Origin of the sequence: Flavobacterium sp. Leaf82, from assembly GCF_001422725.1 — a bacterium.
Classification (GTDB): Bacteria; Bacteroidota; Bacteroidia; order Flavobacteriales; family Flavobacteriaceae; genus Flavobacterium.
Map to the genome: position 1 here is coordinate 23727 of NZ_LMMA01000023.1, position 12779 is coordinate 36505.

Below are 12779 nucleotides of genomic sequence, written 5' to 3' on the forward strand. Positions count from 1 at the left end.
CTTTTTTATTTGTTATAAATGACATAAAAAATTGCTTTTTAGATCTTTATTTAACAAAAATCATACACTTAAACGAGTTTTTAGGTTAGTTACGGAGAAAAAAAATCAAAAGTACACACGCACTATAACTTTGATTCTGTTAAAATTAGATCATTATCACAAATAAAAATCCTAAGTTATGAGAACTAAAACTACTCTTGAAAAAGCAGTGAAATTTGTTAGCAATTGTAAGTTTATTTTTTCTTTCAAAAAAAACATTTTTCGCCGAAACTTGTTTTCCCTTTTCTTTTTTTTGGTCACTACAATTTCATTTTCTCAGTCTGGTTCGTGCAGCGCTATATTGATAGTTGAGAATAATGGAAACATTCGAAGCACTCCTCTTGAAGGAACTTACTATTCTATAATTCTCACGAATAACAGCTCGTCTACTGATACTTTTATCTTAAACAGTAAAAACATTAATTCTTCGTGCGCAAACACAGACGGAAGTTCTACGACTGGAAATGTGACCGTTAATACTGAATTTATAAATTCTGAAAGAATCTCTCTTACTGAAATCACTTTGAACTCAGGACAATCTATAAATTTTTACATACATGTCACGGTACCTAACGGAACTTCTATACAAAAATGGTCTTGTGACCAGATTACTGCTACTTCAAAAAACTGTACCAATTATACGGTTTATACTGTTTTACACACCTTCATCATTAATCCGGTTAATGATTAAAATAAATATATCAAGTATTCCCTTAAAATAATTTAAAATGGAAAAACTATTACTCTCTTTAAGCAGTTATTTACGTGATATAAAAAAAATATACTTTGCTGTATTATTTCTTCTGTGGTCTTCAATTGGTTTATCTCAGTCTATAACTACCAACAAAACGGTAACTGCAAATGCAACCAATTGTGGTATTGTAAATGTAAAAGTAGATATTACGGGAGCCAATCCTATTACACGAAATTCAGATGTGATTTTGGCTATTGATGTTTCTGGCAGTATGGGTTATACTATTCCGGGAGATTTTAAAACATCTATGGATTATGCAAAAGATGCTGCACTGGCGTTTCTTACGCAGGCTAAAGTAAATCCTCAAAACCGAATCGCAATTGTAGCATACAGTACAACTGCAACTTTAAAAATAGGATTGACTTATTTGAATGCTGCTGGTGTAGCTGCCATAACAGCTCAAATTAATACTTTACAAGCCACTAACTCAACCAATCTTTATGGAGGAATTGTTAGATCAGAAACTGAATTAGAAACCAATGGCAGATTTGACTGCAGCAGTGCAAGGGCTATTATTTTACTTACAGATGGTGTAGCAAACGTAACAGGAACGAACGGAAATACTACTTGTAATATTAGTAAAACATCGCAATGTGTTACTACTGCTATTAGTGCTGCTACAAATGCAAAAACAACAACAAAATCAAGCGTTGTTTATAACAATCAACTTTTTTCTGTTGGTCTTTTTGGCGGGCTGAGCGGAAATATAAATACAAATAATAGTGAACAAAATATTGCGAAATTTACGTTAGACGGTATACAGGGAAGTCCTGCTTATATCACACAAAGTGGTGCAAACTTAACTTCGATATACAATCAGATTGCGACTCAAATTTCATGGGTTGCGCAAAACTTAATTACTAAGGAAACTGTTATTCCTGGTTTTACAATAGGTTCTATTACAACAAGTAAAGGAACAGCTTCGTTGTCCGGACAGGTTATTACATGGAATACTGATTTTTTGAACTCAGAAACTATTACTTTAAATTATCAATTAACGCCAACGGGAACTGCTTGTGGCAATCAAGTTGTGAGTACCTCAACATTGAATTATCAAAATTCATCTTGTGCCAATGATTCTAAAGCAATTAATACCTCTGGTTATTTTGTTCCTTGTGCACCTGTAATCACAGGAGTTTTAACTTCATGCGGATCTACTACATTAACAGCTGTTACCAATGCAGCTTCGCCAACTTATGTATGGTATAAAGATAATGCTGTTTTGGCAGGACAAACTTCGGCTACACTTGTTGTGACAGCAAGTGGTGCTTATAAAGTAAAAAATGGTGTTACAAATTGTGAATTAACCTCAGCAGAATCAACTGTATCAATAAGTCCTGCCGCTGCACTTACTGCTCCAGCAAATGCAAGTGTTTCAGGATGCGGAACGACTGCAATAACGGGGCTTCTATACAATACTACAAACACAAATATTACTCTGGCACAACTAACAAGTGCGGGAGGAACTTTACCAAATAGCGCTTTACTGGGAACATACACCATATCATATTCTGATGTTGCCACAGGTACTTGCCCAACGATTGTTACCAGAACTTTTAAAGTAGTAACGGGTTGTGGTACTATTACGGCCGTACAAACTATAACTATTACAGATACTGCTGCTCCAACCTGGACAACGGCTTCAACAGCTTTAAACACAACTTTACAATGCAGTGATACAGCGGGATTAACAACTGCTCAAAACCAAACTCCGATTGCGACTGATAATTGTGGCGGAACAATAACATACACTAAAACAAGCGGAAGTTTCATTGCGGGTTCTTGTGCCAATTCAGGAACTTATACCAATACCTGGATTGCCAAAGATGTGTGTTTGAATACTTCGACCACTTTTACGCAGGTAATTACAATTATCGACAATACTCCTCCAATTTGGATAACGGCTTCAACTGCTTTAAACACAACTTTACAATGCAGTGATACAGCGGGTTTAACAACTGCTCAAAACCAAAGTCCGGTTGCAACCGATAATTGTGGCGGAACAATAGCATACACTAAAACAAGCGGAAGTTTCATTGCGGGTTCTTGCGCAAATTCAGGAACTTACACCAATACCTGGATTGCAAAAGATATATGTTTGAATATTTCGACCACTTTCACGCAAGTAATAACTATTGAAGATACTTCTGCTCCAACTTGGACTACGGCTTCAACAGCTTTAAACACAACTTTGCAATGCAGTGATTCGGCAGGATTAACGACTGCTCAAAACCAAACTCCGTTTGCGACCGATAATTGTGGCGGAACAATAACATACACCAAAACAAGCGGAAGTTTCATTGTGGGTTCTTGCGGAAATTCAGGAACCTATACCAATACCTGGATTGCAAAAGATTTGTGTTTGAATACTTCGACTACTTTCACGCAGGTAATTACGATTATTGACAATATCGCTCCAACTTGGACAACTTTAGCTACAGCTTTAAACACAACTTTACAATGCAGTGATTTGGCAGGATTAACAACTGCTCAAAACCAAACTCCGGTTGCAACCGATAATTGTGGCGGAACAATAACATACACCAAAACAAGCGGAAGTTTCATTGCGGGTTCTTGCGGAAATTCAGGAACTTATACCAATACCTGGATTGCCAAAGATGTGTGTTTGAATACTTCGACTACTTTTACGCAGGTAATTACGATTATTGACAATACCGCTCCAAATTGGACAACTTTAGCTTCGTCTTTAAACACAACTTTACAATGCAGTGATACAGCGGGTTTAACAACTGCTCAAAACCAAAGTCCGGTTGCAACCGATAATTGTGGCGGAACAATAACATACACTAAAACAAGCGGAAGTTTTGTTGTGGGTTCTTGCGGAAATTCAGGAACCTATACCAATACCTGGATTGCAAAAGATTTGTGTTTGAATACTTCGACTACTTTCACGCAGATAATTACAATTATCGACAGTACCGCTCCAACTTGGACTACAGCTTCAACTGCCTTGAACACAACTTTACAATGCAGTGATTCGGCAGGATTAACAACTGCTCAAAACCAAACTCCGGTTGCRACCGATAATTGTGGCGGAACAATAACATACACYAAAACAAGCGGAAGTTTCATTGCGGGTTCTTGCGGAAATTCGGGAACTTATACCAATACCTGGATTGCCAAAGATTTGTGTTTGAATACTTCGACCACTTTTACGCAAGTAATAACTATTGAAGATACTGCTGCCCCAAGTTGGACAACTTTAGCTGGGTCTTTAAACAAAACTATCGAATGTAGCGATGCAACGGCTTTAACTTCCGCGCAAGCGTTATTCCCTATTGCTGGTGATTTGTGCGATGCTGATGTTTCGAATATTGTTAAAGTTAGTGGTGGTTTTGTAGTTTCTGCAAGTTGTTCGAATGCGGGAACTTATACCAATACCTGGACAGTAAAAGACGATTGCGGAAATACTTCTGATACTTTCACGCAAGTCATTACAATTGAAGATACTGTTGCCCCAACTTGGACAACTCAAATTGGTTCATTAAATAAAACTATTGAATGCAGTGATACAGCAGGTTTAACTTCTGCGCAAGCGTTATTCCCAATAGCTGTTGATTTATGCGATGCTGATGTTTCGAATATTGTTAAAATTAGCGGAGCTTTTGTAGCTTCTGCTAATTGTTCGAATGCCGGAACTTACACCAATACCTGGACAGTAAAAGACGATTGCGGAAATACTTCTGATACTTTCACGCAAGTAATTACAATTGAAGATACGGTAAAACCAATGTTTATTGGAGATCTTCCGTTAGATATTACTGTTTCTTGTGATGCTGTTCCAGAACCGGCAAATGTTGATGCTTCTGATAATTGTAATGGTAATTTGCCAATTGTTTTCAGTGAAATAAAAAGTGATATTCAAAATAGTTGCAATACAAATTACACATTAACCCGTATATGGACTACTAGCGATTGTAGCGCAAATATTGCCAGTTATACTCAAATTATAACCGTTAGAGATACGACTCCGCCTACCGGAACTGCACCAACAAATCTTGCAAACCTGCAAACTATTGCTGATATTCCTGTGGGAAATGCGAGCGATGTAAAAGATGCTTCTGATAATTGCAGTACAACTGTGGCTATTACCATTAATGATTCTGATAATGGAGGAAACGGTTGCGATGGAAATCCTTATATCTTAACCAGAACTTATACTTTGACAGATTGCGCCGGAAATAAAACGGAATTGAAACAAACTTTTACTGTCGAAAATAAAGTTTCGGTTACAGGAATTGCTTCAAATGTAACTTGTCTTGGCGGAAAAGATGGTTATATTCTGGTTACAAATAGTCCCGGATCAACTGTTATTGTTAGAAATGTAAATAATGAAGTTGTAGCAAACAACAATTTGCCTGCCGGAACTTATACATTAACAGCAACATCATCTGTAAATACCGGAAACCAAACTTGTTCTGCAGTTGCAACAGTTGTAATTACTCAACCAACTTATACGGTTAAAATATCCGGACAAATTATTAATAAAGACACAAATACACCACTTGCAAATGTGCCTGTTACCTTGGTTCCGCAAGGTACAACCACTGGTTCAATTTTATTACAGATCACTGGTGCTGATGGTTTTTATAGCTTTTCAGGTATGCCTGCAGGTAGTTATTTGGTACAGGTTCAGGATGCTAATCTCAACAGTGCTTATGAATTATATCCTATAGCTTCAAGTTTGTTTTTTACAACACTGGAAGATTGCAAAATTCAGGAACATGATTTTGAATATGGAAAATCAACTCTTCCTGTTTTAGGAGATTATGTTTGGTATGATACAAATGCTAACGGAATTCAGGATGAATGGTACGATGCTAATAATGATGGTGTTGTAACTAAAAATATCCCTGATGAAAATGGCGCTGTAGAATACAACAAATGGGAATGGATAGATCTTAATGGTGACGGAAGTTATACCGGAGCCCTGAATGTTGGAGAATTAAATGAAGGTGGATTTGGAAATGCATTGAGCCCTAACGTAATTATTGATGGTCCTAACGGCTATCATGCTGAAGTAATTGTAGGTATTGAAGGATTCTGGAGAAACAGACCTGAAACTGCAAATCCGTATGGGGATTACGCTATCAAATTAGTAAAAGATACTAATCTTGATGCTGTTGCTGCAAATTTAGGCGCGACTGGTTTGATAAAAGTTATTCCTTCACCAACAGATAAAAAATTAAGTAATAAAACCAGTAAATCACAATTACATACGGTTTGTAGCACAACTGGAGGCGTGAGCGGATATATTGTAAAGATTACGCCTGACGATCTGGTTCATTTAAATGCTGATTTTGGAGTAAATTGTAAAGCCTATTCTGATATTGTTGCCAATGATGATAAAGCGGGTCCAATTGTGGGTGTAAATACTACTACACCAAATGTGATAAATGTATTGCTTAATGATACACTTGAAGGCATTGTTGTAACGGCTTCTGATGTTGTTATTACCACCATAACACCAAATGCTTTTTTGCAATTAAATCCTGATGGTTCTATAAATGTTTTACCAAATGCGCCTGCCGGTACTTTAACATTAGTGTACCAAATTTGCGAAGCTGACCAAACCTCAAATTGTGATACTGCTACGGTAACAATTACAATTATTAATCCAGTAATTGCTAACGATGATACTTATACTAATATTGGCTGTAATACATTTGGATTAGCAGGAAATGTTTTGAGCAACGACTTTAAAGGTATTACGAAAGCTTCTGTTGATTTGGTGAACTTTACATTATTAACTCAAAATAATATCGGTATAAAAACAGATCCAAATATCACTTTTGATACTTTGGGAAATGTAACGGTATCGAGTTTAACACCAGCCGGAACTTATACCTACAGCTATCAAATTTGCGACAAATTAAGTGCTGCAAATTGCGATACTGCGACGGTTACTATAACAGTCATTCCTAATGGTATTACAACTATTGCAAGTTCAGCTTGTAATGATGATTCGACTTTGATAAACTTATTTTCCTTACTGCCTGAAAACACACCACCAACAGGAATTTGGATGGACAATAGCAACAGTAATTCTATACAGGGAAACACGCTAAATGTACTTGGTTTAGCACTTGGCAATTATATTTTTGAATATAAAATAACCGATCAGAATTGTCCGAGAAGCATTTTGCTTAATATGGAAATAAATGATGATTGTAAAGTATTGGCCTGCGGAAATGTTGTAGTTCATAACGCTTTTTCTCCTAACGGTGACGGCATGAACGATCTTTTCAGGATTGATAGTATTGATGATGTAACCTGTTATCCTGAAAATAACGTGGAAATCTATAATCGCTGGGGAATTTTGGTTTTTGAAACTGATAATTATAACAATACAACCAACGCATTTGACGGAACATCAAGAGGAAGAACAACTGTTAAACAATCTGATGGATTACCAACCGGAACGTACTTCTACATTATTAATTACAAATCATTAGACGGAAATAATGTACTTCAAAATAATAAAAAAGACGGGTATTTATATTTATCTAAATAAAATCGATAGTAATAATAATATAATAATATCTACTATGAGAACAAAATTATTTTTCATCGTCATAATGTTTGCGGGCATTGCCGGTTATGCACAACAAGATGCACAATTTACGCAATACATGTATAACACTATCAATATCAATCCGGCTTATGCAGGATCAAGAGGAGCTTTAAGTGTTTTTGGATTGTATCGTACACAATGGGTTGGACTCGACGGAGCTCCGGAAACCAGCAGTTTTTCTGTCAATTCACCAATAAACAATAGTAATGTGGGGATTGGCGTGTCATTGGTAAATGATAAAATTGGCCCAACAAACGAGAACAATTTTTCTGTCGATCTTTCGTATACAGTTCAGACTTCGCCAGATTTTAAATTGTCTTTTGGAATAAAAGGAACTGCTAATTTATTCAATCTTGACATCAATAAATTAAATCCTGAAAATCAGGGCGATCCGCAATTTCAAGATATTGACAATAAATTTTCTCCCAATGTTGGAGCCGGTGTATATTGGCATTCTAATAAAGCATATATAGGATTATCTGTTCCTAATTTTATAGAAACTAATAGATATGATGATAATGATGTGGCTATTTTCAAGGATAAAATCAACTATTATTTAATGGCGGGATACGTATTTGATCTTGATAAACTGGAATATATAAAATTCAAACCGGCAGTTTTAACCAAAATGGTCGAAGGCGCGCCGCTTCAGGTAGATGTTTCTGCCAACTTTATGTTCATCGAGAAATTTGTTGTGGGCGTGGCTTACAGATGGAGCGCTTCTGTAAGTGCCATGGTGGGTTTCCAGATCACAGACGGACTTTATTTGGGTTATGGTTATGATCGTGAAACCACCAACCTGAACAATTATAATTCAGGATCACACGAGATATTCCTGCGTTACGAATTCATCAAAAACAACGGTAAACTGACAACCCCTCGTTTCTTCTAAAAATAAAATGACTATGAAAAATTATATACTTCTCTGCATCACAATGATCTGTTTTTCATTTGATAGTTATTCGCAACAATCCAAGGTAGCTGCCGGAGATAGAAAATACGACAGTTATGCTTATATCGATGCTATTAAAACCTATGAGCGTGTTGCCAACAAAGGGTACAAGTCTGAGGATATGTTCAAAAAACTAGGCAACTCCTATTATTTTAATTCTGATTTTGAAGGAGCTGCCAAATGGTATGGCGAATTATTTGCCATGAACACAACTGTAGAACCAGAATATTATTACCGATATGCACAGTCTTTGAAATCAACGGGACAAATCGATAAAGCCAATCAGATTCAGTCAGAATTTAATACCAAATTCAAAAATGATAACAGAGGAAAACTCTATAATGGAGCAGTTAATTATCTCGATGAGATAAAAGCTAATTCAGGACGTTATAAAATCGAAGATGCCGGAATTAATAGTAAATATTCAGATTACGGATCTTTTGTTTACGATAACAAAATCTATTTTGCATCGGCAAGAGATACCGGAAACTTTTCGCAACGCAAACACAAATGGACTAATGAATATTTTACCAATTTGTATTTTGCCAATGTTGATACTCAAAATAATAGTATAAGTTCTAAGGTAAATAAGTTTAAGACTTCTCTTAATACGAAGTTTCATGAATCTTCTCCAGCTTTTACCAAAGATGGAAAAACAGTTTATTTTACCCGAAACAATTATGAAAATGGCAAAAAAGGAAAAGATGCAAACAAAATTACTTTAGTAAAAATATACAAAGCCACGATTGAAAATGATAAATGGACAAACATAACTGAACTTCCGTTTGACAGTGATAATTATAGTACGGCACATCCTGCGCTGAGCCCTGATGAGAAAACCTTATATTTTGCATCAGATATGCCGGGAAGCGTCGGACAATCTGATATTTATAAAGTGAGTATCAATAGCAATTCAAGTTATGGACCGCCTACCAATCTTGGCAAAAGTATCAATACAGAAGGCAAAGAAACTTTTCCGTATGTTACCAGCGAAAACGAAATTTATTTTGCCTCAGACGGACATCCCGGATTGGGCGGACTTGATGTATTTGTCGGTAAAATTGAAGACAACGGAACGATTAGCAGTATTCAGAATGTGGGAGCCGATGTCAATTCTCCAAAAGATGATTTTGCCTATATAATTGATCCAGTTTCCCGAATAGGTTATTTTAGTTCTAATAAAGATGGCGGTCAGGGTTCTGATGATATTTATAAAATTCTTGAAACAAAAAGACTGCAATGCATTCAGGAATTAAACGGAATCATTACTGATGCTGAAACTGCTGTTATTTTACCCGGAACAAAAGTTACTTTATATGAAGGAACAAGTATAAAAAACACCATCATTTCTGATTCGGCCGGATTTTATAGTTTTGTTGTCGAATGCGGAAAAACCTATAATGTAAGAGCCGAAAAACAAGATTATACCACTAAAGAAGTAAGTATAACTATTGGAAAACTTACCGGAAAAACAAGCCTTCCAATTGCTTTAGAAAAATCAACCTGCAAAGTCACTATTGGCGATGACTTAGGAAAATGTTTTGGAATTAAAATGATTTACTTCGATCTGGATAAATCCAATATTCGAACAGAAGCAGCTTTAGATTTAGAAAAAATCCTGGATGTTTTGAATAATAATCCAACGATGAAACTTGATATTCGTTCTCATACTGATAGCAGGGCTACACATCAGTATAATGAAGCTTTGTCTAACCGAAGAGCAAAATCAACACTACAATGGCTGGTGAAAAACGGTATTGCCGCAAACAGGTTAACCGGAAAAGGTTATGGAGAAACACAACTGGTAAACGGTTGTGCTGACGGTGTAAATTGTACCGAAGAAGAACATCAAATGAACAGAAGAAGTGAATTTATTATTACGGCTTTATAGTTCATTAAAAATATCCGGGTTAAAAGCTGTCTGAAATTCAGGCAGCTTTTTATGCAAAAAAAAAGTCGTTGTAAATCAAAGATCTACAACGACTACTAAAAACCAACCAGTCCAATATATTTAAATCTTAACGAAAATGTTCGTGTAATATTTTTTTCCCGTTTTAGTATCAGTTGTTACTGATAAACCAAAATGAGTATAATCTCCTTCAATGTTTTCTTTGTGTCCCGGACTATCCAGCCATGCTTTTACAGCAGCTTCTGATGTCTTGTAATTATAAGCAACATTCTCGCCTACTTTTTTTGCTGACAAAACGCTCATAATATTATTAGAACGTGCCGTAAAATCATTATGATCTACAACATTATTTGCGATCATATAATTATTATGCTCCTGGCATTTAAACGATACGTGATTTATTTTTTCTAATGCGTTTAAACCAATACTTATTCTATAGTCATTAATAAGTTTCATGGTTTCGATCTCTGAATCATTATAAGTGTAGTTCGTGATCAGAGTTTGAGAAGTCGTAGTCTCTTCTGTTGCCTCGGCGTTATCTGCAGAGCATGAGTTCATTGTAATAAAAATTACAACGAACATCATGGCATACATAATCTTTTTCATAATCAATTGCAGGTTAATATTAAAGTAAATGTTGGGGCAAATTCCTTAATAAATTTTATAAATAAAATAGTTTGTTTCTGCTTCAAACTTATTCAATTTACCGTTAAACTACAAAATTAATCGATGAAATACATACATAATGCAATATTAAAGGTATTTTTCTTACAACTAAGAAGAAAGTCTTTCGATCTTCCATGAAAAATCAGACTGACTTTGATAACGTATTCTGTCATGCAACCTGTTAGGTCTTCCCTGCCAGAATTCTACCTCTAATGGAGTTACTAAAAATCCGCCCCAATTATCAGGTCTGGTGATAGGTTTTCCTTCAAATTCTGCTTCAAGTTTTTTTAAGTTTTCTTCTAAAAAAGTTCTTGACGGAATCACTTCACTCTGATTCGAAACAATTGCGCCTAATTTACTTCCGTCAGGACGCGAATCAAAATAACCATCAGATATGTTTTCAGAAGTTTTCTGTGCAATTCCTTTTATGATTACCTGACGCTCCATTTCCTGCCAAAAAAAAGACAAACAAACATGAGGGTTTGCAGCAATTGCTTTTCCTTTTTCAGAATTGTAATTGGTGTAGAAAATGAAACCTTCTTCAGAAAATTTCTTTAATAAAACCACTCTGGATTTCGGAAAACCATCCAGTCCAATTGTAGCAACCGTCATGGCATTTACTTCTCCGCTTGCGCCAAAATCTTCTACTTCATGAAACCATCTGTTAAAAAGATTAATGGGATCTTCCGGAATATTAGTTTCTAATAATTCGCTCTTCTCGTAAGATTTTCTATAATTGCTTAAATCGTTCATGATTGAGGATTTAGATTGTTGATTTTAGATTTTAGATTTTAGATTTCGCTGGACTTTTCAAACTTAGTAACTTAGTTTCTCAATCCCGAAACTTCGGGACAGCAACTTAATTTATTCCCACTCAAAACTTCTCCCGTCATCGCCTAAAAGTACGTTCGGGAAAATTTCTTCAGCTTCTTCTTTAAAACGCTCGATTCCATCATATCTTGTAGAATAATGACCTAAAACAAGTTGTTTGGCATTTGCCATAAGTGCAATTCTTGCCGCTTCTTTTGCAGTAGAATGCAATGTTTTTTGAGCCAAAGCAGCTTCAGATTCCAGAAATGTAGTTTCATGGTACAAAACATCTACATCTTTTATAATTGGAATAATATCTTCATTATAAACCGTATCTGAGCAAAAAGCGTAACTCAACGCCGGAATGGGATCAAAAGATAATTTTTCATTTTCGATTACAGTTCCGTCATCCAGTGTAACATTTCCGCCACCCTTTATTTTTTGATAATAAGCCGTATGTATATTGTATTGTTGCACAGCTTCGACATTTAGTTTTCTGTCACCGGGTTTTTCCTGAAACAAAAATCCGTTAGTGTAAACGCGGTGTTTTAGCGGAATTGTTGTTACAATCACTTTGCTATCTTCAAAAATAACTTCACTTTCTTTCGATTCTAATTCATGAAAAAACAGCTCATAAGTTGTCCAGGAATTGGATAATTTAAGTTGTAAAGTAATAATTTCCTTCACTCCTTTTGGTCCGTAGATATGCAAATCAGTTGTACGTCCTAAAAGTGCAAAAGTCGAAATAGTCCCAATTAATCCAAAGAAATGATCTCCATGCAAATGCGAAATAAAAATGTGATTAATCTTAGAAAATTTAATCTTGTTTTTACGCAATTGAACCTGAGTTCCTTCGCCACAATCAATTAAAAACAATCTGTTTTTAATTTCTAAAACCTGCGAAGTTGGGTTGGTAATCGTTCTGGGAGTTGCGGCATAACAGCCAAGTATGGTAAGCTTCATTTTTGATTTTAGATTGTTGATTTTAGATTGAAAGCCTGGAGCTTCGATATTAATTGGATCAAAATTTTAGATTTAGTATAAAAATCTAATA

Annotated in this window: 7 protein-coding genes; 4 read left to right on the top strand and 3 right to left on the bottom strand. The window is 35.5% G+C overall.

Annotated elements, in window-relative coordinates; all coding sequences use genetic code 11:
* The first annotated feature begins 178 nt into the window (after positions 1 to 178).
* Genes ASF10_RS12585 through ASF10_RS12600 form a run of 4 tightly spaced genes read left to right on the top strand, consistent with a single transcriptional unit; the run spans position 179 to position 10231 of the window.
* A complete protein-coding gene (locus tag ASF10_RS12585) occupies positions 179 to 730 on the top strand; it encodes a hypothetical protein (RefSeq protein ID WP_056249699.1) in 552 nt (183 codons plus the stop codon).
* A gap of 37 nt (positions 731 to 767) precedes the next feature.
* On the top strand, positions 768 to 7328 hold the full coding sequence (locus tag ASF10_RS12590) for a gliding motility-associated C-terminal domain-containing protein (protein ID WP_056249701.1): 6561 nt from the start codon (positions 768 to 770) through the stop codon (positions 7326 to 7328).
* 34 nt (positions 7329 to 7362) lie between these two features.
* The gene (locus tag ASF10_RS12595; protein WP_056250371.1) at positions 7363 to 8280 is read left to right on the top strand and encodes a type IX secretion system membrane protein PorP/SprF; all 918 of its coding nucleotides are present in this window, start codon (positions 7363 to 7365) and stop codon (positions 8278 to 8280) included.
* A gap of 13 nt (positions 8281 to 8293) precedes the next feature.
* Positions 8294 to 10231 carry an OmpA family protein gene (locus ASF10_RS12600; protein WP_056249703.1) on the top strand — a complete coding sequence of 646 codons (1938 nt, stop codon included), beginning with the start codon at positions 8294 to 8296 and terminating at the stop codon, positions 10229 to 10231.
* A gap of 120 nt (positions 10232 to 10351) precedes the next feature.
* Here the strand turns inward: ASF10_RS12600 and ASF10_RS12605 are convergent, their stop codons facing one another.
* The 3 genes from ASF10_RS12605 to ASF10_RS12615 all read right to left on the bottom strand — a co-directional run bounded on the left by ASF10_RS12605 (position 10352) and on the right by ASF10_RS12615 (position 12688).
* The gene (locus tag ASF10_RS12605; protein ID WP_056249706.1) at positions 10352 to 10855 is read right to left on the bottom strand and encodes a CAP domain-containing protein; all 504 of its coding nucleotides are present in this window, start codon (positions 10853 to 10855) and stop codon (positions 10352 to 10354) included.
* Positions 10856 to 11023: 168 nt separating this feature from the next.
* A complete protein-coding gene (gene pdxH / locus ASF10_RS12610; RefSeq protein WP_056249707.1) occupies positions 11024 to 11668 on the bottom strand; it encodes a pyridoxamine 5'-phosphate oxidase in 645 nt (214 codons plus the stop codon).
* Positions 11669 to 11779: 111 nt separating this feature from the next.
* A complete protein-coding gene (locus ASF10_RS12615) occupies positions 11780 to 12688 on the bottom strand; it encodes a ribonuclease Z (RefSeq protein WP_056249710.1) in 909 nt (302 codons plus the stop codon).
* Positions 12689 to 12779: the final 91 nt, after the last annotated feature.

Coding starts and splice junctions, on each gene's coding strand:
- ASF10_RS12615 (WP_056249710.1), bottom strand. CDS start 12,688: ATGAAGCTTACCATACTTGGCTGTTATGCCGCAACTCCCAGAACGATT.
- pdxH (WP_056249707.1), bottom strand. CDS start 11,668: ATGAACGATTTAAGCAATTATAGAAAATCTTACGAGAAGAGCGAATTA.
- ASF10_RS12605 (WP_056249706.1), bottom strand. CDS start 10,855: ATGAAAAAGATTATGTATGCCATGATGTTCGTTGTAATTTTTATTACA.
- ASF10_RS12595 (WP_056250371.1), top strand. CDS start 7,363: ATGAGAACAAAATTATTTTTCATCGTCATAATGTTTGCGGGCATTGCC.
- ASF10_RS12585 (WP_056249699.1), top strand. CDS start 179: ATGAGAACTAAAACTACTCTTGAAAAAGCAGTGAAATTTGTTAGCAAT.
- ASF10_RS12600 (WP_056249703.1), top strand. CDS start 8,294: ATGAAAAATTATATACTTCTCTGCATCACAATGATCTGTTTTTCATTT.